This is a genomic window from Paraglaciecola sp. QJM3NY_14 (assembly GCF_056173245.1).
Window position 1 is genome coordinate 3,680,858 of record NZ_CM149664.1, and the last position, 24,596, is coordinate 3,705,453.

General features: G+C 45.2%; 20 protein-coding genes. 5 read left to right on the forward strand and 15 right to left on the reverse strand.

Translation table 11 applies throughout. The features are described from left to right. The first annotated feature begins 88 nt into the window (after positions 1-88). A complete protein-coding gene (gene smrA, locus AC0VYA_RS15750) occupies positions 89-673 on the forward strand; it encodes a DNA endonuclease SmrA (protein ID WP_473475261.1) in 585 nt (194 codons plus the stop codon). A gap of 113 nt (positions 674-786) precedes the next feature. Here the strand turns inward: smrA and AC0VYA_RS15755 are convergent, their stop codons facing one another. Together AC0VYA_RS15755 and purL are read right to left on the reverse strand one after the other, a co-directional pair. Continuing rightward, the gene (locus AC0VYA_RS15755; protein ID WP_475488886.1) at positions 787-957 is read right to left on the reverse strand and encodes a hypothetical protein; all 171 of its coding nucleotides are present in this window, start codon (positions 955-957) and stop codon (positions 787-789) included. A 344-nt stretch (positions 958-1,301) separates the two neighbouring features. Continuing rightward, a complete protein-coding gene (gene purL / locus AC0VYA_RS15760) occupies positions 1,302-5,189 on the reverse strand; it encodes a phosphoribosylformylglycinamidine synthase (protein ID WP_475488887.1) in 3,888 nt (1,295 codons plus the stop codon). 286 nt (positions 5,190-5,475) lie between these two features. On the opposite strand from purL, the gene mltF reads away from it, so the two are divergent. Together mltF and AC0VYA_RS15770 are read left to right on the forward strand one after the other, a co-directional pair. Continuing rightward, positions 5,476-7,095: a membrane-bound lytic murein transglycosylase MltF gene (mltF, locus tag AC0VYA_RS15765; RefSeq protein ID WP_475491079.1), complete on the forward strand. Its 1,620-nt coding sequence runs from the start codon at positions 5,476-5,478 to the stop codon at positions 7,093-7,095. A 398-nt stretch (positions 7,096-7,493) separates the two neighbouring features. Beyond that, the gene (locus AC0VYA_RS15770) at positions 7,494-7,652 is read left to right on the forward strand and encodes a hypothetical protein (RefSeq protein WP_006993095.1); all 159 of its coding nucleotides are present in this window, start codon (positions 7,494-7,496) and stop codon (positions 7,650-7,652) included. On the opposite strand, the gene tadA is transcribed toward AC0VYA_RS15770, so the two are convergent. Beyond that, the gene (tadA, locus tag AC0VYA_RS15775) at positions 7,649-8,137 is read right to left on the reverse strand and encodes a tRNA adenosine(34) deaminase TadA (RefSeq protein WP_473475266.1); all 489 of its coding nucleotides are present in this window, start codon (positions 8,135-8,137) and stop codon (positions 7,649-7,651) included. The two genes, AC0VYA_RS15770 and tadA, sit on opposite strands and share 4 nt — an antisense overlap. Before the next feature lie 206 nt (positions 8,138-8,343). Between tadA and AC0VYA_RS15780 the strand changes: the two genes are divergently transcribed. Further along, on the forward strand, positions 8,344-8,577 hold the full coding sequence (locus AC0VYA_RS15780) for a hypothetical protein (RefSeq protein WP_473475268.1): 234 nt from the start codon (positions 8,344-8,346) through the stop codon (positions 8,575-8,577). A 79-nt stretch (positions 8,578-8,656) separates the two neighbouring features. On the opposite strand, the gene AC0VYA_RS15785 is transcribed toward AC0VYA_RS15780, so the two are convergent. From AC0VYA_RS15785 to guaB, 4 genes are all read right to left on the reverse strand, one after another. Then, positions 8,657-9,784 (reverse strand): 1-acyl-sn-glycerol-3-phosphate acyltransferase, encoded by a 1,128-nt coding sequence (locus tag AC0VYA_RS15785; RefSeq protein WP_475488888.1) that lies wholly within the window; start codon positions 9,782-9,784, stop codon positions 8,657-8,659. Positions 9,785-9,921: 137 nt separating this feature from the next. Continuing rightward, positions 9,922-10,455, reverse strand: coding sequence for a YaeQ family protein (locus AC0VYA_RS15790; RefSeq protein WP_475488889.1), 534 nt, complete (start codon positions 10,453-10,455; stop codon positions 9,922-9,924). Between the two features lie 74 nt (positions 10,456-10,529). After that, on the reverse strand, positions 10,530-12,107 hold the full coding sequence (gene guaA, locus AC0VYA_RS15795; RefSeq protein WP_033185988.1) for a glutamine-hydrolyzing GMP synthase: 1,578 nt from the start codon (positions 12,105-12,107) through the stop codon (positions 10,530-10,532). Between the two features lie 77 nt (positions 12,108-12,184). Continuing rightward, entirely contained in the window at positions 12,185-13,654 is a 1,470-nt protein-coding gene (gene guaB / locus AC0VYA_RS15800) for an IMP dehydrogenase (RefSeq protein WP_011575864.1), read from the reverse strand. Between the two features lie 103 nt (positions 13,655-13,757). Here guaB and xseA point away from each other — a divergent pair, with 103 nt between their 5' ends. After that, a complete protein-coding gene (xseA, locus tag AC0VYA_RS15805) occupies positions 13,758-15,092 on the forward strand; it encodes an exodeoxyribonuclease VII large subunit (RefSeq protein ID WP_475488890.1) in 1,335 nt (444 codons plus the stop codon). Between the two features lie 122 nt (positions 15,093-15,214). Here xseA and der read toward each other — a convergent pair whose 3' ends face one another. From der to rlmN, 8 genes are all read right to left on the reverse strand, one after another. Beyond that, positions 15,215-16,663: a ribosome biogenesis GTPase Der gene (der, locus tag AC0VYA_RS15810; protein ID WP_011575866.1), complete on the reverse strand. Its 1,449-nt coding sequence runs from the start codon at positions 16,661-16,663 to the stop codon at positions 15,215-15,217. An 87-nt stretch (positions 16,664-16,750) separates the two neighbouring features. After that, positions 16,751-17,980, reverse strand: coding sequence for an outer membrane protein assembly factor BamB (gene bamB / locus AC0VYA_RS15815; RefSeq protein WP_041714512.1), 1,230 nt, complete (start codon positions 17,978-17,980; stop codon positions 16,751-16,753). A 10-nt stretch (positions 17,981-17,990) separates the two neighbouring features. Next, positions 17,991-18,614 carry a YfgM family protein gene (locus AC0VYA_RS15820; protein ID WP_475488891.1) on the reverse strand — a complete coding sequence of 208 codons (624 nt, stop codon included), beginning with the start codon at positions 18,612-18,614 and terminating at the stop codon, positions 17,991-17,993. 67 nt (positions 18,615-18,681) lie between these two features. Further along, positions 18,682-19,962, reverse strand: a complete 1,281-nt coding sequence (hisS, locus tag AC0VYA_RS15825; RefSeq protein WP_475488892.1) for a histidine--tRNA ligase — start codon at positions 19,960-19,962, stop codon at positions 18,682-18,684. Positions 19,963-20,075: 113 nt separating this feature from the next. Next, on the reverse strand, positions 20,076-21,194 hold the full coding sequence (gene ispG, locus AC0VYA_RS15830) for a flavodoxin-dependent (E)-4-hydroxy-3-methylbut-2-enyl-diphosphate synthase (protein ID WP_011575870.1): 1,119 nt from the start codon (positions 21,192-21,194) through the stop codon (positions 20,076-20,078). Between the two features lie 78 nt (positions 21,195-21,272). Beyond that, positions 21,273-22,316 (reverse strand): RodZ domain-containing protein, encoded by a 1,044-nt coding sequence (locus AC0VYA_RS15835; protein ID WP_475488893.1) that lies wholly within the window; start codon positions 22,314-22,316, stop codon positions 21,273-21,275. A 36-nt stretch (positions 22,317-22,352) separates the two neighbouring features. Then, on the reverse strand, positions 22,353-23,351 hold the full coding sequence (gene pilW / locus AC0VYA_RS15840) for a type IV pilus biogenesis/stability protein PilW (RefSeq protein WP_475488894.1): 999 nt from the start codon (positions 23,349-23,351) through the stop codon (positions 22,353-22,355). 11 nt (positions 23,352-23,362) lie between these two features. After that, complete coding sequence (rlmN, locus tag AC0VYA_RS15845) at positions 23,363-24,505, reverse strand: dual-specificity RNA methyltransferase RlmN (RefSeq protein WP_011575873.1); 1,143 nt, start codon at positions 24,503-24,505, stop codon at positions 23,363-23,365. Between the last annotated feature and the right edge of the window lie 91 nt (positions 24,506-24,596).

Sequence of the window (24,596 nt, forward strand, 5' to 3'; positions counted from 1 at the left end):
TTTTGTAAATTGAAATTTCTTTGTTAACCCTTATATTAGTACGTGCAAGTGCGCGAAGTGCCCAACGCATAATCGAATGGAGAGCAGTATGTCATTTGACGAAGAATGCTTAGAAGATGATTTTTTATCGGCGATGAGTGGCGTCATACCATTAGGCCCAGATGATAGAGTCAGCACAACCCAAACTGAGAAAACCCTCGCCCAACAATTGAGGCGCAAAGCATTAGAGCAGCAACTGAATCGCGCGAACAATTTTTTATCCTCTGAAATTACCCAGATAGTAGCGCCAGATGACATGCTCAGCTTTAAGCAGGATGGTGTGCAAGAGGGAGTGTATAAAAATTTACGCTTGGGTAAATACCCGATTGATGATGTGTTGAACCTGCACACTGGCAGTTTCGAAAAGTCTCGCCAGTTGTTGTTCGATGCCATCACGGCAAACCACGCTAAAGGCGTGCGGTGCATGCTCATCAAGCATGGCCGTGGTGAAAAAAGCAAACCCATAGCAGGTTACTTAAAGAGTGCCGTTAACCATTGGTTGTTACAATTGCCCCAAGTGATTGCCTTTCACAGCGCACAAATTCACCATGGGGGAAGCGCCTCTGTCTATGCATTGCTGAAGAAAAGCGAACAGCAAAAAGACCTCAACAGGGAATTACATCGTAAAAAATAGCCGCTGTGAAAGAATATATTCAAGCGTAAGATGCATGCATGAAAGAGGTACGTTATCTGGTTGCTTCGTAACGTTCAACACAGTTGATCAAGCACATCAAAACGGCAGTCCGTTTATTTTTCTGCTTGTTTTTCCGCTAATACTGGGGCGCTTACATCATGCGGTATTGCATTCGTCGACACAGGTTGTGATTTTGCTGAAGCGCTAAATATAGCGGCTACAATGAGAAATACGACAGTTGCTAACACACCTGCCAAACCAAAACCTTTAGATGAACGATTCATATCAGTCTCTTATTATTTTATGGGGTACTTGCATCCTGCCCTAACATCTTAACATCCTTTTTACAAGCAGAATTGCAAAGTTCTGTCAAGAAACGAACGAATAATAATCAGCTTTGACTTAGGTTACAAGTTTTTATTAAGTAAAATCAGTAAATTGAAAGAATAAAAAAAATTTCTCTTTCGAAAACGTTTTGTTTGTTTTTTAAACATTGATTGTTTTTTGCGACATAGAAACTAAACGAAAGTCGTAAACCTCTAATACCATAAAAGAAAATCAAAAAAGCCCCAAATCTGGGGCTCTCTTTATCGGGTGTAATATTTACCTAAGGACGCCTTCCCTTGGCTTATCCCAAATAAACACGGGCGTTTCTAAACATTCGCATCCACGGGCTATCTTCTTGCCAATCGTCCGGATGCCAAGAGTTTGCCACCGTTCTAAACACACGTTCAGGATGCGGCATCATGATGGTTGCGCGCCCATCCTTTGAAGTTAAACCTGAAATTCCGGCAGGAGAGCCATTCGGGTTTGCTGGGTATTGCTCAGTAACCTTGCCGTAGTTATCAACATATTGCAGGGCAATAGTATTGCTATCTAGCGCAGCTTCTAAGCCAGTAGTTTGAGCAAATTCAGCACGCCCTTCGCCATGGGATACCGCAATTGGCATTTTTGAACCTTGCATGCCTTTGAAGAATATCGACGGGGAGTCTTTCACCTCGAGCATGGCAACACGGGCTTCAAAACGCTCGGATTGGTTAGTCACGAAATGGGGCCAATGTTCAGCCCCAGGGATTAGCGACTTAAGATTTGATAACATCTGACAGCCGTTACACACACCAAGGCTAAAGGTTTCGTTACGCTCGAAGAACGCTGAGAATTCATCACGCGCCATGGCGTTGAACAAAATTGACTTAGCCCAACCTTCACCAGCACCTAGTACATCACCATAAGAAAACCCACCACAGGCCACTAAACCTTGGAATTCACTAAGCGACACCCTACCGGCGAGTATGTCACTCATGTGCACATCCACTGAAGCAAAGCCTGCGCGGTCAAATGCAGCAGCCATTTCAACATGTGAGTTCACGCCCTGTTCACGCAATATCGCCATTTTAGGGGCGATACCTTTTGCGATATACGGCGCCGCAACATCTTCAGTGACATCGAAAGAAAGTGCAGCATGCAAACCAGGGTTATTTAGGTCGTTCTTGCTCGCCAGTTCTTGCTCTGCGCATTCTGGGTTGTCACGCAAACGCTGCATATGATGCGTAGTTTGCGCCCATGCGTTGCGATACACCCCGCGACTATTTTGTAGCACAGGCTCACCTTCGCGAGAAAAACGGATTTGATCATCATCGGATAACGTTCCAATCACATGACTCACGCCCGATAGGCCATTGGCAGCTAATATTGCGTCGACTTGATTCAGTATATCTGCATCAAACTGAATAACCGCACCTAATTCTTCGTTAAACAAGGCGCTAGCATTGTCACCGGTTAATGCGTCTAGCTTAATATCTAAGCCAGTATTACCGGCAAACGCCATTTCCACTAAGGTCGTAAACAAACCACCATCAGAACGGTCATGATAAGCATGTAATGCTTTTTCATTCACCAACTGTTGAATCGCTAAAAAGAAACCTTTGAGCAACTCAGGGGAATCGACATCTGGTGTTTTATCGCCCAACTGTTGATAAACCTGCGCTAAACAGGATGCCCCCATACGATTTTGACCTGCCCCCAAATCGATTAACATCAGGCACGTATCACCTTTTGTTGTCAATTCTGGGGTCAAGGTTTTACGCACATCTTTCACCGCACCAAAAGCGGTGATCACCAATGACATGGGCGAAGTAACCGCCTTATCACCTTGCGCATCTTGCCACTGGGTTTTCATAGACATAGAGTCTTTACCCACTGGAATAGTCAATCCTAGGGCTGGGCATAACTCTTCACCAACCGCTTTGACCGCTTCGTAAAGGCCCGCATCTTCCCCTGGATGACCAGCTGCGGCCATCCAGTTAGCTGATAATTTAATCCGTTTTAGCTCGCCAATATCGGCAGCGGCAATGTTAGTCAAGGCTTCGCCCACCGCTAATCGCGCAGATGCACCATAGTTTAATAATGCAGCCGGTGTGCGCTCGCCTAAAGACATCGCCTCACCTTGATATGTATCAAAAGCAGCAGCGGTGACGGCGACATCGGCCACTGGGATTTGCCAAGGGCCGACCATTTGGTCACGATTGACCAAGCCCGTTACCGAGCGATCGCCTATGGTGATCAAAAAGGTTTTCTCTGCCACCGCGGGCAAATGTAACAGGCGCAGAGCGGCTTCATCTAAATCGATATTGCTAACATCAAATGCGTTGCCCGTCAGCGCTTTTGATTGTACATCACGATGCATTTTAGGCGCTTTACCAAGCAAGACGTCAAGGGGCATATCAATCGGTTTGTTATTGAAATGGCTGTCATCCAAGGTCAAGTGGCGGGCTTGTGTCGCCTCACCGACCACAGCAAACGGCGCACGTTCGCGGGCACAAATATCGGTAAAGGTGGCTAAATTTTCAGGGGCCACTGACATCACATAACGTTCTTGCGACTCGTTACACCATACCTCTAGCGGGGTCATACCGGGTTCATCGTTTGGTACGTTTCGCAATGAAAAGACTGCACCACGCCCACCGTCGTTAACCAATTCAGGGAAAGCATTGGACAAACCACCAGCGCCCACATCGTGAATAAACTGAATTGGATTGTTTTCGCCTAGTTGCCAACATTTGTCGATTACTTCCTGACAACGTCGCTCCATTTCAGGGTTGTCACGTTGTACCGAGGCAAAGTCTAAATCTTCATTAGACTCACCCGATGCCATTGACGATGCTGCCCCGCCGCCTAGACCAATGTTCATGGCCGGGCCACCCAGAGCGATAAGCTTGGCCCCAACGGTGATTTCACCTTTTTGAGTATGTTGCTTACGAATATTGCCTAACCCACCCGCCAACATGATGGGTTTGTGATAACCGCGCACTTCTTCCCCATTGAAGCTGGTCACTTTTTGCTCGTAGGTACGGAAATAGCCAAGAATATTCGGGCGACCAAACTCGTTGTTGAAAGCTGCACCGCCCAGTGGGCCATTTTGCATAATATCGAAGGCCGTCACGATGCGCTCTGGCTTGCCATAATCGTTCTCCCAAGGTTGCTCAAACCCTGGAATACGCAAGTTAGATACAGAAAACCCGACTAAACCTGCTTTTGGTTTAGAGCCGCGACCTGTAGCACCTTCATCTCGAATTTCACCACCAGAGCCTGTTGCCGCACCACTGAAAGGGGCAATAGCAGTTGGGTGGTTATGGGTCTCGACTTTCATTAGAATATCGATGTCTTCATGGTGATAGCGATACTGGTTGTTGTCTGCTTGCGGGAAGAAACGCCCTGCGAAACTGCCTTCCATTACTGCGGCATTATCCGCGTAAGCAGAATGCACATAGTCTGGACACTTTTCGTAGGTATTCTTAATCATTTTGAACAATGATTTAGGCTGCGTCTGCCCATCGATCGTCCAATCAGCGTTAAAAATTTTATGGCGGCAATGTTCTGAGTTTGCCTGAGCAAACATGTAGAGTTCGATGTCGTTAGGGTTACGTCCCAACTTTTCGAAACTGCTAATCAAATAATCCACTTCATCTTCGGCTAAAGCCAAGCCCAATCGCACATTGGCACTGACTAACTCTTCACGCCCGCCGCCTAACACATCGATAGACGTTAACGGCTTCGGTGCTTCGTGCTTAAACAAGATACTCGCGTCTTGTAAATCGCTGACCACGCTTTGAGTCATGCGATCATGCAGAACATTCTTTAGCTGAATAAGTTGAGTGTCATTTAGTGGGTCAGCATCTACGTAAAATGCGCAGCCTCGCTCTAAACGCTCAACGTTAGTAAGACCACAATTGTGCGCAATATCAGTGGCTTTTGATGACCAAGGGGAAATCGTTCCTGCTCGCGGTATGACCAATAACAGCAGCCCTTTATGCTGTTTCTCTTGAATTTTGGGGCCGTAGGTCAGAAGTTTATCCAATACCTGCTGGTCGTTCGCTTCTAGCGGCGCACTGACTTGAGCAAAATGCACAAATTCAGCAAACAAAGCGTGAACAGGTAAGTTGAGGGCCTCAATTGACTGCATGAGTTTTTTAGTACGAAATTCAGAAAGGGCTGGAGCGCCGCGAAGGACAAGCATAAAGGTAATCACCAAGTTGCAGGGCTCACCCACTTTCGTGATGGCAAACCGATTTTCGGGAAAATTTTAAGCGCAGGATTATATACTGATTTTCGTGTAATTGATAAGCGATTAACCCCTTGAATAAAGACTTTTATTAAATGATAAATATCTGGATGAATTCATCACTTTTGGTCACAATATCAATCGATGTTTTTTTAAGGGGTGTCGTATTTCTTTTCGTTGTTCTTTTCATCATTTTTTTTATCAACCTTTTCGTTATGGTTTTCTGCTTGCTGTTTCACTGATACTCAGCGCGTGCGATGAACCTAAAAAGCAAGATAGCTTACAACACGTGCTCGACACGGGCGTGCTACGTGTGGGTACGATTTACGGCTTAACGACCTATTACAATGGCCCTAATGGCCCTGAAGGGTTTGAATATGAGTTAGCAGCCGGTTTCGCTGAGTACCTCGGGGTAAAACTAGAAATATTTCCTTATTACACAGTCAATGAGCTTTTCCCTCAACTCGATAACGCCCATTTAGATGTGATTGCAGCAGGCATTAACGTTAGCCCAGAACGTTACGCTCAATATCGTTTTGGCCCTGCTTATCAGAATGTCAGCCAGAAATTAGTTTTCAAGCAAGGGGACGTGCGCCCTCGCGAATTAGACGATCTAACCGGTGATTTCATGGTCGTTGCTGGTAGTGGTCACAGTGAAACCTTGCGCAATTTTAAAGGGCAGTACCCAGATTTAAGCTGGCAAGAAACCAACGATAAAGATTCAGAGGAACTACTTGAAGCAGTATTGGCGGACGAGCTGGACTACACAGTGGTCGATTCTAACATTTTGGCTTTGATGCGCCGTCGGTACCCTGAGCTAAGTATTGGGTTTTCTTTGAGCCAATCACAAGGGATTGCTTGGGCCACCAGCCAAAAAAGTGACGATGCGTTGCGTGCAGCTTTGATTGAATATTTTGGGAAAATTCATCAAAACGGTACCCTCGCTGCATTGGAAGATAAACATTTCGGCCATGTTCGCCAGTTCAACTACGTAGACACCCGTGATTTCATTCGCTCAGCCTCGAAGAAACTACCGAAATATCAGCCCTTATTTGAGCGATATGCCGATGATTTAGACTGGCGTTTGTTAGCCGCTTTGAGCTACCAGGAGAGCCACTGGAACCCCAAAGCAAAATCAGTCACAGGTGTTAGGGGCTTGATGATGCTCACCTTAAATACAGCGAAAGATTTGGGAGTAACGTCACGCCTCGATCCAGAACAAAGTATTCGCGGTGGCTCAGAATATCTATCAACCTTGCTTACCCGCATTCCAGACCGCATTCCACACCCTGATAGATTATGGTTTGCGCTGGCCGCCTATAATGTCGGCTTGGGGCACTTAGAAGATGCTCGCGTGTTAACCGAACGCCAAGGGGGCAACCCGGATATGTGGGTTGATGTGAAAAAGCGCCTTCCCCAATTAAGACAAAAGCGCTATTACAAGACCACGCGCTATGGATACGCTAGAGGTAACGAAGCCGTTATTTATGTGGATAATATTCGTCGCTACTATGACACCCTCGTTTGGCTCAATGAGCAGCAACCGGAGCTTCTACCTACGGAGCTTGATGAGACAGTTCTTGATGAGACAGAGCTTGATGACACAGAACTAGACGGCGATACAGTCGATGAAACGGCAATAGAAGCCCTGCTAGACGATGACTCAACGTCAGAAAGAGGGTCGAGTGAGCGTAGCGAGGTAGGACAGACTGAAGCAAAAATCATAGAAACAACTGACGAAGCAAAAAATGAAAACGCTGATACAGAAGGCGCTGAGGACGTTGATGATACTGAAGATATTAACAGCGCTGAGGGCGCTATTAATGCTGAAGGCTCCGACAATACAGAAAATGACCTATAATGTTTACCTTCTCGCTTGCCACGTTTAGTACTCGAGACGCTTTTATCGACTAAAACTCGAGGCTCTGCTCTATCTAAGTACACTTTATTTTACAACCTTACATCCCCTATTTTTACCTGTCATTTTTCATTCACAATCAACTGTTAGATTATGTTTTAGTGAACATTAATACTCTTTCCTGTGTCTATCATTAGTTAGGAAAGATCCAATTGGGTACTTTGACAGTAGAATCACAGTGTGAAACGTAAATTCACTGAAACATAAACGTTTAACCTTACTACCTTATAAAGAATGTTAAACAGCATTAGTGACAGAAATATTGCATGTTGAAACGCAAGAACACTGTCAATCTTGGTTTAAATGAAGAGAAGATAAAAGAAAAGACGAAAGGAAAAAGAATGAAAAAAAGAGCCACTATCAACAATCGCAGTCGCGTTGCAAATACCAGCCGACGTCGTCAATTATTAAAGCGTGTACACAGCAAAGTCATTAGCCGCCGACAGCAGTACCAAATGACAGAGTTGACTGAAGAATGGGCAACTGCGATAGCCAACTAAGCCTTTTTTTGTTTGTTGGCTTTAATTTGCGCACGGCGCTGACGAAAAAAAGCCGATATTGTTTCACCGCACTCCTCACCTAAAACACCACCTACTACCTCTACTTGATGGTTTAAACGCGTATCGTTAAGCACATCCATAATACTACCCGCGGCACCCGTCTTAGCATCATAAGCACCAAACACTAAACGCTTAATGCGACTGTGCACTAATAAACCCGCACACATAGTGCATGGTTCTAGCGTCACATATAGGGTGGTATCTATTAATCGATAGTTTTTAACATTGATGCCAGCTTGCCGTATCGCCAGCATCTCTGCATGAGCTGATGGGTCGTTGAGCGTGATAGACTGATTCCAACCTTCCCCAACGATTTGCTGATCTTTAACCAACACGGCACCTACGGGGATTTCTCCTGCCTGTGCTGCTTTACTTGCAAGACTTAGCGCGTGTCGCATCCAAAGTTGATCTTGTTCTAAACTCATCTTACTCTTAAATTTATTGTATGCAGGGACATGAAGTTGGTTAAATAGATTAAATATTTCGTCAAATTAACCAATCAAGACACTAATGATGCTCGCTATAAATCGCTAACCAACTGATAAAACTAGTTTTTTAATTTTGGTCAGCGAATTGCTTAGTACCATATAAATATGGATACTATTTTAACACATAGATTTGAGGAATAGACATGAACATCACTGCCGTTGCGATCGTTGCTATAGTTTGTTGGGCCATTGTTGAACTAACCAATGGAACAAAAACCAAGAAAAAAAATAAAGCCGCACTCGAACAAGATGCTGAATTAGCGAAGCAAGTGTCCAGTTTAAAAGAGCGCATTGAAACATTAGAAAAAATTGTAACCGATGAAAAATACGACTTACATCGTCAGTTCGATGATCTAAAGAAAGATAGAGTTGCCTGAGACCTAAAAAATCCGCTCAACGAAAAAGGGCCACCTCATATTGAGTTGGCCCTTTTTTTGTTGAGTCGTTATCCTGAACCTATTTGTGCGTAATAGGCACGGCATACATAGACAAGACTTTGCGTTTAATTTCTGCGGACTCTTCACTTAAACGAGAGGTTAAATGTAATTTGGCTTCATCGACTTCGGCCTGAGTAAACGAACCGTCATTCCCACTCCCACCTTGTCCCAACAATTCAACAGCCGCATCAGCGCTCGCAAAACGTTGGTAATTTTGTTTTATCTGACTATCAATTTGCTCAGCTACTGCTTTAGCACTTTCAAATTCAGCATCTAAAATCTTACCAAATGCCACATGCACATTACCTTTAAAACCCACTATTCCATCGACTATGCTGCGAATATCTTCGCTATCGGCTTTGTCGTAACTTCCTTCTACTTCTGTGGTAAGTAACTCTTTGGCTTTACTTAGATCACAAGGATCGAATTCATAAGAGATAGAGACAGGTACAATCCGGATGCTTCGAACATAATCTGCTAAAGATTGCTCTTTAGGTTTATTCAAACTAAGCATAGAGACAATAGCGGGATTCGTTGCATCCACACCATCCTTTGCTCGTCCTTCCCTTTGGGCAATCCAAATATGTTGGGCATCATATTTTAAGGTATGAAAAATATATTCGCTGAGCAACTTAGCATCAGCCAGCTTTTGTCGCCTGTCTTTAGCGCTGCGATGTACGATAAAGCACTTATTCAAGCGGATTAGATCTGCTACCCAATCTTGCTTAAGGAGATTATCCCCCACGGCAATTCGAACCGTGTCTTGACCGCTTAAATGTAGTGACCAATTGACAAAGGCAGGATCTAAAGCGATATCACGGTGGTTACTAACAAAAATACACGGTTGGCTTAAATCCAACGCTTCAAGACCAGATACGCTGAAACTGTCCGTCGTTTGCTCGATCATGCGCTCCATATAGGGTTCGACCAAGACTTGAAAGTCGCGAAGACTTTTAATGTTGTTACGCCGCTTAGACAAATACCACCGAGTCACCGCTCTTAATAGCGGATAACAAAAGCGCGGCCAGGTAGAAAACCGAAAGGCAACTAAACTGTCCATGAGTTGTCGATTACGGATTAGCCGCTCCAGTACCTGGGGCAAATCGCAATCGTTAAATGGACGAATTGAGTCAAACTTTTCATTCATGAAGGAAAACTACTTACGGATAATAAACGGGCCAGCATTTTGCCTGCGAACAAGCAAATCAGCAAACCTAATTTGGTCAATATCGGCAGCAACGCCGCTGTTCCTACCTGTTGTTATACCCTACAAATGGCAGTGTATTACGCCTGAAGTTCGCGACAAATAATGTCCACTTCACCATTTTGGGTAGTGATGTAAGTCGAGTCACCTGTAATCGTGAACGACATATCACTGGTACGTGAAACCAGTTTAGCCAGCGCTTGAATATCCTCCCAAGGGAATTGATAAACTTGCACAGGTAACGCCGAAAAGCTCGATTGACTCTGTTGCCACCAAGTATCAGATTTACTATTGAAACTATACACTTTGGTATTTTTGGCCATGCGGCTGGCTTTTTTGATCCGCTCTCTGGCAGGCTCGCCCACGTCAATCCATAAATGTAATTGATCGTCTAGACCCCGCAACCAAATGTCCGGCTCTTCGACGGAGCTAAGTCCCTTGGTAAAGCTCAACAACTCATCGGCGTTTAGACAATACGCAAGTACTCTGGCCATCATGCGTTCCACCGTTTCTGATGGATGTTGAGCCACAGTCAAATTAAGTGCAGTGTAATAGTCGCGATTAAGATCAGACAAAGAAATTTTGAATTTATAGATCGTTGGCTTTAACGCCATAATGGTTACTCAAAGTAAGATATTGAATACAAAATAAATAAGGCCAGCAATACTGGCCTTATTCACAAGAAAAGCTACTCCCACTCAATAGTGGCGGGTGGTTTACCTGAAATGTCGTATACCACTCGTGAGATACCATCTATTTCGTTGATAATACGGTTGGAAACTTTACCCAAAAATTCGTAAGGTAAATGGGCCCAATGCGCGGTCATAAAATCAATCGTCTCTACTGCACGCAATGAAACGACCCAATCGTATTTACGTGCATCACCCATAACGCCTACTGACTTCACAGGTAGGAAAACCGTAAAGGCTTGGCTTACCTTGTTATACAAATCATGCTTATGTAGCTCATCGATAAAGATGGCATCAGCGCGGCGCAACAAGTCACAGTATTCTTTTTTCACTTCACCTAACACCCGAACACCTAACCCCGGCCCCGGGAATGGGTGGCGATACAACATGTCATAAGGCAAACCCAGCTCTAAGCCGATTTTGCGTACTTCGTCTTTAAACAATTCACGCAATGGCTCAACCAAGCCCATCGCCATATCGTCTGGTAAACCACCAACGTTATGGTGTGATTTAATCACGTGAGCTTTACCGGTAGCAGAGCCAGCTGACTCGATTACATCAGGGTAAATCGTACCTTGTGCCAACCACTTAGCATTTTTCAGCTTTTTCGATTCTTCATCGAACACTTCAACAAACACACGGCCTATTATCTTACGTTTTGCTTCAGGCTCATCCGTACCGGCCAATGCAGATAAGAAGCGCTCTTCTGCATCAATTTTGATAATATTAAGTCCAAAATGATCGCCGAACATGTCCATGACTTGCTGGCCTTCGTTTAAACGCAATAAGCCGTTATCCACAAATACACAAGTCAGGTTTTTGCCTATCGCTCGGTGCAACAGCATCGCCACAACTGATGAGTCAACACCACCCGACAACCCTAGAATAACCTCATCATCGCCAATTTGTTTTTTCATGCGCGCAACCGCGTCCTCGATGATTGCGCCAGGCGTCCAGAGCTTTTCGCATTGACAAATGTCTAGCACGAAATGCGACAACATACGCTGCCCCTGACGAGTGTGCGTCACTTCTGGGTGAAACTGCACACCGTAGAATTGCTTTTCGGGGTGTACGATCGCAGCAAATGGGCAACTATCGGTTTTCGCCGCGGTAATAAATCCGTCCGGTACCGCCGCCACTTTATCACCGTGGCTCATCCATACATCAAGCAACGCATTACCATTGGGACTAACATGGTCTTCGATATTATTCAGTAACGCCATTTGCTCAACCACTTCCACTTGAGCATAACCAAATTCGCGCATATCTGAACCTAATACGGCACCGCCTAACTGTTCGGCCATGGTTTGCATGCCGTAGCAAATACCAAATACGGGGACCCCCGCATCAAAGACATATTGCGGCGCACGCGGCGAGTCTTTTGCGTGAACAGATTCGGGTCCACCAGATAAAATAATACCGTTTGGATTAAATTCACGAATTTGCTCTTCGGTTACATCCCATGCCCATAATTCACAGTACACGCCTATTTCACGCACTCTACGTGCGATAAGTTGAGTGTACTGAGAGCCGAAGTCGAGAATGAGTATGCGTTGGTCGTGAATGTTTGTTGTCATCTTGGTACTCGTGTTATTAGCGCAGTGGCGATAAAAAAAGGCTGGTTAAAAACCAGCCCAGTAGTCAGTTTAAATCATTAACCTAAGCGGTAGTTTGGCGCTTCTTTGGTAATGCTTACATCGTGTACATGAGACTCCCCCATGCCGGCAGCCGTCACTTTAACGAACATAGCTTTGGTACGCATGTCGTCAATGGTGGCTGACCCCGTTAACCCCATTGCTGAGCGCAATCCGCCCATTTGTTGGTGAATGATGGTTGAGATAGGGCCTTTATATGCGACGCGACCTTCAATACCTTCTGGTACCAATTTTTCAGCGCTGTTGCTGTCTTGGAAGTAACGATCTGACGAACCATTGTTTTGATCCATCGCTCCAAGTGAGCCCATGCCGCGGTACGATTTGTAATAACGGCCTTGATATAATTCTACTTCCCCAGGCGCTTCTTCAGTCCCGGCTAGCATACTCCCTACCATTACCGAGCTGGCACCTGCGGCAATTGCCTTAGCAATGTCACCAGAGAAACGAATACCACCATCAGCGATAACCGGAACATCAGTGTCTTTGAGCGCTTCAACGGCGTCAGAAACCGCAGTAATTTGCGGTACACCGCAACCAGTAACAATACGCGTAGTACAAATAGAGCCTGGGCCGATACCGACCTTCACCGCATCAACACCTGCATCTGCTAGGGCTTTTGCACCTGCACCTGTGGCTACATTACCTGCGATTAATTGTACATCAGGGAAGTCAGAACGGACTTTTTTCACGCGATCAATAACGCCTTGAGAATGACCATGTGAAGTATCAATCAGCAATACGTCAACGCCAGCTTCAACCAATAACTTAATACGCTCATCAGTACCTGCACCAACGCTCACGGCAGCACCAACGCGTAAACGGCCTAATTCATCTTTACAGGCGTTAGGCTTGCTTTCCGCTTTTTGGAAATCTTTAACCGTAATCAACCCGGTTAAACGAAATGCGTCATCAACCACTAAGATTTTCTCGATACGGTGTTCATGCATTAGCTCAAGCACTTGGTCTGAATCAGCCCCCTCTTTTACCGTCACCAAATCGTCTTTGCGAGTCATCACTGATGAAATGGGTTGATCTAAACGATTTTCAAAACGTAGATCGCGGCCGGTAACGATACCTACCAAGGCATTGTCTTTATCCACAACAGGGAAACCAGAGAAGCCATGGTGCTTACTTAACGCGTTAATTTCACCTATGGTGGCATTTGGCGAGACGGTAACAGGGTCTGATACCACACCACTTTCGTATTTTTTCACCATACGAACATGATCGGCTTGGGTTTCAGCTGGCATATTTTTATGAATAAAGCCGATGCCGCCTTCTTGCGCTAAGGCAATAGCAAGCCGTGCTTCGGATACAGTATCCATAGCAGCTGAAATAAGTGGGATATTTAGCGTCACACCGCGGGTTAATTTGGTTTTCAAATCAGCGGTATGGGGGAGAACGGTTGAGTGCCCGGGCACTAACAACACATCATCAAACGTAAGAGCTTCTTTAGCGATCCGTAACATGCAACAACACCTGTTAAATGGGTTTTTATTGCGGCGCAATTGTAGCGGCTTTACCTTATCAGGTAAACTCCAATCCTGTTATTTATTTAAGATTTTATGCCTTATGTTTAGTGCGTCACCCGCAAACCGAAATATCTTCACCGTGAGTAAGCTAAATCATCTCGCTCGCTCGGTTTTAGAATCTGAAATCGGCCAAGTTTGGCTCAGTGCTGAAATATCAAATTTCGTTGCTGCCAGTTCAGGACATTGGTATTTCACCCTCAAAGACAACCGCGCTCAAATCAAAAGTGCGATGTTCAAAGGTGCTAATCGCAAAGTCATAACTCGCCCGAAAGAAGGCGACAAAGTATTGGTACGGGCCAATTTGAGTATTTATGAGCCAAGAGGAGATTATCAGCTGATAGTTGAGCATCTTGAACCTGAGGGTGAAGGTCAACTTAAGCGACAGTTCGAAGCGCTAAAACACGCTCTTTCTGCACAAGGCTTATTTGCTAATGAGAACAAGCAACCATTACCTGACAGCATTAGCCGAATTGGTGTAGTCACATCTGCGACAGGTGCAGCGCTACACGATATTCTCACGGTATTAAAACGTCGCAACCCTGCTGTCGAAGTTATTATTTATCCTACCCAAGTACAAGGTGCTAACGCCAGTAGGCAAATTTGCCGAGCGATTGAAATCGCCAATCAGCGTAATGAAGTGGACATACTTATTGTCGGGCGCGGCGGCGGCTCGTTAGAAGATCTATGGTGTTTTAATGAAGAGAATGTAGCTTGGGCTATCCATTACAGTGTACTGCCCATTGTGAGCGCTGTGGGCCACGAAGTGGATATTACAATTGCTGACTTTGTGGCTGATTTACGCGCCCCTACCCCATCGGCAGCAGCGGAATTAGTCAGTCAGTCACAAATTGAGATGCTAAGCGCATTGACGGCTAAACGTGACAGGTTATACAAAAATACCCGTACATTGCTCAAGGAGCTGCACTATCAGCAGCAGTCGTTGACACAAGAACTCAATACTTATCACCCTAAAAATCAACTTCGCCAACACATGCAGCGGGTGGATAACCAACTAACCGCTATCACCCATAATATAACAACTCGATTAATGCGCGCCAAGCAAAACTGCGATAGCCGTATCAGCAAATTGTCACAGTTATCGCCCAAGGCATTATTGAAAGAACAACAGAACACCCACAACTTGTTGTCACAGCGTTTAACTCAAGCGTGGCGCCGCGGCGTAGAGCAACGTCATTTAAAGCTCGCTAATGCCAGCCACCTTCTTGATACCGTCAGCCCACTATCAACATTGGCTAGAGGGTATAGCATCACGTTTAAAAATGACAAAGTAGTGAAAAGCCAAAAAGATTTAGTAAAGGGCGATGTGATCACCAATCGCTTTGCTGACGGTGAAACCAAAAGTACTGTGAATTAGCGCGTGTTGACAGTGAGCCCCTAGAAACGAAAAAGCCCCCTTAATCTTTGTTAATCGATTAAGGGGGCTTTTTTTGCAAAGCAACTTAGTTACCTTGTTACTTTATTCGCTATGGGTTGCCATCACTTATTGTTTTTATGCATTCGCATCAGCATTTTACGTTTACGGCGTTGTGAATCCGTCATGGTATTGGTATTACTTTCAAATGGGTTAGCGCCTTCGCGGAATTCCACCTTGATTGGCGTACCCATGACTTTTAATGACTTACGGAAGTAATTCATCATATAACGCTTGTACGAATCTGGTAAGTCTTTCACCTGATTTCCGTGAATAACAATTATCGGTGGGTTATATCCCCCCGCATGAGCATACTTCATTTTCACGCGACGACCGCGCACAACAGGCGGCTGGTGATCGGCTTGTGCCATGTCCATGATACGTGTCAGCATTGAGGTATTAATGCGCTTAGTGGCGCTGTTATACGCTTCTTGAACCGATTCAAATAAATGCCCAACATTGGTACCGTGCAGAGCTGAAATATAATGCAAACGGGCAAAGTCGATAAAGCCTAAACGTCTATCGAGTTCACGTTTAATTTCATCTTTCACGTCTTTTGCTAGGCCATCCCACTTGTTCACTGCAACCACCAGTGACCGCCCAGAATTAAGCACAAAGCCTAACAAACTCAAATCTTGATCTGTCACTCCCTCTTGGGCATCTATCACTAAAAGCACAACGTTTGCTTCTTCAATCGCTTGTAATGTTTTAACAATTGAGAACTTCTCAACGGCCTCTGAGATACTGCGGCGACGGCGCACACCTGCCGTGTCGATCAGTACATATTCGCGATCGTCGCGCTCCATAGGGATGAAAATACTGTCACGGGTTGTGCCTGGTTGGTCATACACCACAACGCGCTCTTCACCTAAGATACGATTGGTCAGTGTGGACTTACCTACGTTTGGTTTCCCCACAATTGCCAACTTAATTGGGGATGCCAGTAACTTTTCCAGTTGCTTTTCAGCGTCGATTTCTTCATCGGCTTCTTCATCTTCTGGCACTTGCATATCAGGGAATTGTTCTGATAACGGCATTAAAGTATGGGTTAATAACTGCGTGACACCGCGACCGTGGGCTGCAGCTATCTGATTAACATCTCCTAAGCCTAACGCAAAGAAGTCAGCACTTTCACTGTCACCATCGATTCCATCAACTTTATTGGCCACGACGTAAACAGATTTATTCTGTTTACGTAGATGCTCAGCAATGCCTTGATCTGCCGCCGTTAAGCCAGCACGGGCATCGACTAAAAATAAGACAACGTCAGCTTCATCAATGGCCATTAATGATTGGTTGGCCATTGCCATATCAATGCCTTGCTCATCACCGCTGATACCACCGGTATCTACTACGATGAATTGTAAGCCTTCATAGTTAGCCTGACCGTACTTACGATCTCGGGTTAATCCAGGAAAATCCGCAACTAACGCATCGCGAGTGCGCGTTAAGCGGTTAAACAACGTGGATTTACCCACATTAGGGCGGCCAACTAAGGCGACAACGGGTAACATATTTCACAATCCTTAAAACGCAAACGGCTCAGGAACATCCCAAGCCGATTAATATTATCAACGTGACACAAGCCACTTTGGGTCAAATTAGGGCACTTGAATAGCCACTAACTTGCCATCACGAGTTTGAGTATACAGCATATTGCCATCAACCACTGGGGCGCTATAAATACTCTCATCTTCGTCATCTCCCCCTACATCAACCCGAGAAACAATTTTGCCGTCAGTTTGATTAAAGAAATGTAAGAAGCCCCACTTGTCGCCCGAAACCAAATATTCACCAATGGGTTCAGCAGCGGTAAGCAAGCGCTTTTTAAGAGCGCTTTGACTCCACTTCTCAATACCATTTCTAGCATCGAGTGCATACACGTTGCTGTCTGAATCAACTACAAACAAGGTATTGCCGGCCTGGGTTAAACGACGGTAAGATTTGTATTCACGCTTCCATATCGTACGGCCACTTCTAAGCTCTACTGACGCTAAGCTACCATCGAAAGAAATAACATAAATAACGCCGCCAGCCACTAATGGTTTGCTGTCGATATCTACAATACGGTCAAGCTCAGTCGCACCTGTTGCAGAGCCTATGGGTTGCTCCCATGCGGTTTGCCCTGTACCTAAAATGTTCACCGCTAATTTACCCGACGCTGTCCCTACAATGGCGCCACCATTTGCCGCCACTGGCGCTGCAATACCACGTAACGATAGAGGAGGAACGTCAGACTCATAAGACCATATCTGTTCGCCTGACTCGGCGTCTAAACCAAACATGGTGCCGGAGCCAGTATTAATAACAACAACACCTTCATCAATCGCGGGAGCCGCTAATACTTCGCCTTTGACCGTAACAGACCATTTTTCTTCGCCTGTATGCACATCAAGGGCTTTCACATCGCCGTTCTCTGTGCCAAAAAACAGGGTTTCATAGGCAACCGCTAAGCCACCTGCGATTTTTGCAGAAGCGCCACTTGACCACAAATTGGTAATACTAGACGTAAAACCTTCATGATTGTAGACGGCGTAGTTTTTCGTCCAGATCTCATTACCGGTTTCTTTGTTATACGCAGCCACTTTGCCTTGGCGATTTGCTGCGAATACCATGTCATAGGCAACAGCAGGCTTTAGGCGAGAAAAGTAATGGTCTATGCCATCACCCAACTCGGTATCCCATAATGTTGTAGGCGTGAACTCAGAATCAATCGGCTTAAGGATACGGATTTCTAACTCTTCATCATCGGTAAACCATCCTGAAATAGTGCTACAAGCTGATAAACCAAAGGTACTAATCAAAATTAAGGGCAGTAATGCTTTTTTCACGTTTAAATCCTTACCCATTCGCCGCAAGAGCCAAATTATCAAGCTTCATTTTAACCACGCTGTTCGCACTATTTGCCGCCACTGCTGCACTGTACGCACTGCGTGCTTTATCAAACATTCCTTGCTTAACGTAAATGTCGCCTTTAATTTCCTGTTGCTGAGCGTTAAACGCCGTTGTGGTTACTTTATCCACACTAGCAAGCGCTTTTTCAGGTTGCTCTAAAGCCAATTGCACACGCGCTAAACGTAAATTTGCTAACGCATTCACCGCGTCGCTTTCGCTATTAGCTGCGGCAAATGAAAGTTGTTTTTCTGCTTCGTTCAGATCTTTGCGATCAATTGCTTGTTGCGCAAGTTGAAACGCCATTAGCACTGCGTAACCTGTGTCGCTGTTTTCATCAATGTAGGCTTTAGCTTGGCCAAAATTGGCGTCCTGTGCCTGTAAAGCAGCGGTTTGCGTTTCAAATGCTGCTGATGCTTGCTCTTTTGCAGCGATTTGTTCATCGTTGTAATAACGCCATCCCCACAGGCCGCCTAAACCAAGAACTGCACCAACGATAATGGCGGTACCGTTCTCTTTCCAAAACCGTTTAATCGCTTCAACTTGTTGTTCTTCTGTTTCGTAATGTTCCATCGCAACTTCCTCTTACTGCACCACCGCTTCAACTATGAGCAGCGACTAATTATCTATTTTAATCGTATTAAAGCGAAAACAACTCAACCAATGTCGACTCAAGTTCTGAGCGAGCAATGCGACTTTGAGGTTTGTCTTCTCGTAAAAACTTAATGCTGACTTGTTCTTCTTGTTGCTCGGTTTCACCTAACACCAAGGCGACTCGGGCGGCACTTTTATCTGCACGTTTCATTTGCTTCTTAAAGTTTCCACCACCAAAATGGGTCTGTACTCTAAGGGTTGGCATAACATCACGCAAACTTTCTGCAATTTGAAGCGCATATAACTCGACCTCATCTCCCATAGCCGTCACGTATACATCCACTGGGGACGCAACAAACTCTTCTGCGCCGCTTGCTTGCAGCATTAACACTAAACGCTCCATGCCGATAGCAAACCCAACGCCTTGAGTGGACTTACCGCCGAGCTGTTCAACAAGACCATCGTAGCGGCCACCTGCACACACAGTACCTTGAGCCCCTAAACTATCAGTCACCCATTCAAAAACCGTACGGTTGTAGTAGTCAAGCCCTCGCACCAAACGCGGATTAACTCGGTATTGGATACCTAAGGTGTCTAAACGTTCACATAAAGCGTGAAAATGTTCTTTAGATTCAGCATCTAAGTAGTCGATCAGGCTTGGCGCATCTGTAATAGCCGCTTGTACTTGTGGGTTTTTACTGTCTAGCACTCGCAAGGGGTTACTTTCTAAGCGGCGTAGGCTATCTTCATCTAAGTGTTCTTTTCTCGCGAGCAAGAACTCGACTAGGGCTTTGCGGTAGGTTTCACGCGCTTCATTTGAACCGAGCGAGTTAAGCTCTAAGGTTACCTGCTCAGAGATTCCAAATTTTTTCCATAATCGAGCGCTAAGCGCAATCACTTCAGCGTCAATGTCTGGACCGGCTAGGCCGAATACTTCTACACCGAACTGATGAAACTGTCGATAACGACCCTTTTGTGGGCGCTCGTGACGAAACATAGGCCCTAAATACCACAATCGCTGCTGTTGGTTGTACAACAAACCATGTTCGTTTCCAGCGCGGACAACACTGGCCGTGCCTTCTGGACGCAACGTTAAGCTGTCGTCGTTGCGGTCTGCAAAGGTATACATTTCTTTTTCGACAATATCTGTCACTTCGCCAATTGAGCGCTTAAATAAATCGGTGCTTTCGACGATGGGCGTGCGTACTTCTTGGTAACCATAACTGGCAACGACTTCACGGATCGCTTTTTCAGCCCATTGCCATAAGCCTGACTGTTCAGGAAGGCAATCATTCATGCCTCGTATTGCCTGTATTTGTTTAGACACTAAGGAAATTCTCTTTGACTAGGTAGTATTAAAAAGCCCCGTATTATAGGGGCGTTGTAGGTAAACGTAAATGAAGACTCCGCTTTATCACGCTTTTTTGCCTAAGTCGGCAATTATCCTAGATGCTTTATGTCGATTTTCTTGCTGCTATCAAGCAATGCAGCTTTCGCTCTAATGCGCTTTTCCAATTGGTCAACCAGATCATCGTTCGACAAACGCTCTTTTTGACGTTTGCCATCCACGTAATAGCCGCTCATATTGCGTGCGCCTGTTAAGCCCAAATCTGAGACTTCAGCCTCACCAGGTCCATTGACCACGCATCCAATAATCGACACATCCATAGGGGTCAATAAATCTTCTAAGCGTGTCTCCAATGCATTTACTGTGCTTATTACATCGAACTCTTGGCGAGAGCAGCTTGGGCAGGCTATAAAATTGATACCACGTGAGCGAATACGAAGCGATTTTAGAATATCAAAACCCACTTTGATTTCTTCAACTGGATCAGCCGCCAGCGAGATACGGATGGTATCGCCTATCCCTTCGGCAAGTAACATTCCAAGACCAACGGCACTTTTCACTGCACCAGCACGAAAGCCGCCCGCTTCGGTGATACCAAGATGTAACGGTTGATCAATTTTTTTGGCTAATTCACGATAGGCACCTACAGCTAGAAATACGTCTGAGGCTTTAACGCTGACTTTAAACTGATCGAAATTGAGTTTATCGAGAATATCAACATGACGCATGGCTGACTCAACCAATGCATCTGGTGTGGGCTCACCGTACTTCTCTTGAAGGTCCTTCTCTAATGAACCGCCGTTGACACCTATACGAATAGGAATGCCTTTATCGCGGGCACAATCTACAACTGAACGCACGCGCTCCATACTGCCGATATTTCCTGGGTTGATACGTAGACAATCAACACCGTATTCAGCGACTTTTAAAGCAATTCGATAATCGAAATGGATATCTGCAATAAGTGGAACATTAACTTGCTGCTTAATTAATTTGAACGCCTCAGCTGCATCCATGGTGGGTACGGATACACGCACGATCTCCCCGCCCACGGCCACAATGCGTTTAATCTGCGCTACGGTCGCCTCAACATCTGTGGTCAGCGTATTGGTCATAGATTGCACCGCAATAGGTGCTCCCCCGCCAATAGGAACGCTACCTACATTGATCCTAGTTGATTCTCTGCGCTTTATTGGTGACTCTGCAAACATGCTGTTTCCTAACTCAATTTGATAAGGTCAAACGTGTGCTCAGGGCTTACGCCCGGCACATATTACCTAATGGCTTTATTACGACCGAGGTAAAGTAAATTTTGCGGTACTGTTTGGTGCTAAAAATGACATATCTAGATCTTCATCCGCGTACCGTATTTGCACCACACTTGGTGCCCCTAAAATGACTTCAAAGGGGGCGACTCCAGAAATACTCATAACGCGGCCCGCAACTTTAACTCCAACAGCAATGGTTTCTCCGGTCGCATCAATAACGCTCACCCAACAATCGTCGTTAAAGGTAAAAACTACATCAACTAATTCACCCGTTTGCTCTGTTTGTGCCGTAGCGGACACTTGCGGGGTGAGTTGGGCAGAAGCACTTTCACTGTTTACGGTTACCGCTGGGGCAACACCGTCTTGAGGGGACGCATTATCAGGGGTTAAAATACTGTTACTATCACTATCTTCAAGGCTGACAATTGCCTCAGGCTCAATCTCGTTGCTTTGGTTTAATTCATCGCGTGGGAATTCGGTCGTTTCTTGGGCCATATCGGTAGAACGTAAACCTGACTCGTTAACATCTCCAGTGGCGATAACGGCAGTGTCGTTTTCAACATCGCTTTGGATATCGACAGACTTTTCACTTTTTACGTTATTTTGTGCTTCACTTTGTACAGTGGGGGTATCTAACGTACTTGCAGTCTCGTTGTCACCCTGTTGAAACCACCAGACAACCACAAGCGCAACAACTATCGCCAAAATCAGGTAGGTAACTAACATGAGCTTGTCGTCGTTAGCTTGATGAGCTACGCGACGGGAGAAACTCTGTAATTTTGCGGGTTCTTTTTTATGGGTATCCAGATTATCTAACCCGTCGAGGACTTGAGCTTCCGACACGTCAACCTGGCGAGCATACAATTTAAGATAGCCCTTGATGAAAGTCATCGAGATACTAGGGTCGTATTCATCGTTTTCTAACGCGATAATTAAGCTCGGCTTTAAATGGATCAGGCCAGCAATTTGCTCTACCGTTAAACCTTTTTCTAATCGCGCAGCCTTCAATACAGGTCCTGGACCGAATACTTGAGACTCTTCCATATGTTGTACTTCTTCACTCATTTAACTAACGCTACTCTTAATAATGATTGGGGACGGCTATTTGGGTTCAACAACGATCAATTTTTGCCCGATATAGATGGATGCAGGATCAGAAATGTTGTTCCACTCCATAAGTTTGCTCATCTTAACGTTATATTGCAAAGAAAGGCGATAAAGATTCTCTTTCGCCGTAACAACGTGATATTGAGTTGCTTTTAAATCTGGCTGTGCATATCCCTTTGTAGGCTTTACCGCTGGCACACTAACAGACTGTACAGGCGAATCTATAGCTTCAATACCATTGATGTAATCCTGGGCTGGCTGAAAGTCTGGATAAAGACTCAACAGCATATTTGCATAATCACTCGCTCGATTTGGTGAACCAGCGCCCTGCTCTATTTTTACCGCCAACCACAAACTATCAGCAGAAACGGATGCCACTTTTTCATAGCGACGCAGGCTATCTCTCGCTGCAGCAAAACGATTGGCCTGTAACTGCATTTGCGCTAACAAGAATAAACTTTTAGCTCGGCCTGGTTGATGATTTAGCGCGTCTTCGAGAAATCCAATCGCATCATCTAACGCATTTTGACTTTGGCTACACAGCGCTAGGTTCTCGTAGGTTTCTGCAGATGAATTATAAATATCACTATTCAATGCTTTGAAGAAATAGACTTTGGCTTGTTCGTAATCGCCTTGGGCGCACAAAAACGCGCCGTAGCTATTGGCGATATCGGCATTTTTAGGCGCCAACGCCATGGCTTTTTTATATGACGTTGAAGCAGATCTATACTCTTCGACGTTCTGAAAATAATATGCCATACCGTAATGCACATCTGCCATTTCTGGAGCAAAGGACAGTGCTTTATCCAGATTAAATTTAGCTTGGCTGAAATTACCGTTTTCTAGATAGGTTAGCCCTAAAGATAAGCGCGTCTTTGCGGCCTTTTGCTTATCGAAATCATCTGCGCCTGTCCCAGCATTTTGGCTAGCACAAGCGCTCAAGACGAGAATAAAAATGACACTCATTGCATGGAAAAAATTCATCGGGATCATTCGGTTAGTACTCAATGTTCCATTTTTACCGAAATTTCATCACCCTTCATCTGTTTTTTCAACATTCGTTTAGTTCTATCAACCACGTCGCCCACAAGTTGACCACAGGCTGCATCAATATCATCCCCTCGAGTCTTACGCACGACTACCATCAAGCCGTAACTCGAAAGCACTTTCGCGAAGCGATCAATGCGTGAATTACTCGAGCGACTGTAAGGAGAGCCCGGGTAAGGATTAAACGGAATCAAGTTAATTTTACATGGCGTATCGGCCAATACTTTCGCCAGTTCATGGGCTTGGTCGGTACTGTCATTGATACCGTTGAGCATGACATACTCTACTGTCACTTTACCTTGGTTAGCATTCGATTTAGCTAGATAACGGCGCACCCCAGCCAAAAATTCTTGAATAGGATATTTTTTGTTGATTGGCACAATCTCGTCACGTAACTTGTCGTCTGGAGCATGAAGCGAAATAGCCAGCGCTACATCGATCTGATCGCCTAACATATCAAGTGCAGGCACCACTCCTGAAGTACTCAAGGTCACACGGCGTTTTGATAAACCAAATGCGAGATCATCAAGCATTAAATCCATCGCCGGCACCACATTCTTCAAGTTTAACAGCGGCTCGCCCATCCCCATCATGACCACATTAGTAATGGGACGTTTGGCACTATCATTAGATAAACCGATGGTCGTTGCTACGCGCCACACCTGACCGATAATTTCAGACACACTTAAATTGCGGTTAAAACCTTGCTGAGCGGTCGAGCAAAAAGTGCATTCTAGGGCGCAGCCAACTTGTGACGACACGCATAAGGTTGCGCGGTCTTCATCAGGGATCCACACAGTTTCAACTTCTTGTCCGCCTTCTAGGCGTAACGCAAATTTAATCGTGCCATCACTTGCGCCTTGCTGATAAGCGATTTCTGGCGCTTTGACTTCACATTGCGCTTTTAGCTTTTCACGTAACGCTTTGTTCAAATTAGTCATTTGATCAAAGTCTGACACCCCAGCTTGATAAATCCATTTCATCATTTGGTCGGCACGAAATGGCTTTTCGCCAATCGAACTAAAATACTCTCTTAAACCCGCTCGGTTAAAGTTGAGTAAATTGATTTTAGTCGGTTTTGCTGACATCACTTCTGACATGGAACGGGGTACCTCAAATAAAAGAAACTAGTGTACATTTTTTATGCGAAAACTACCATTTTGTTGGTCGTTCTAGCGCGTTTAGATCGCA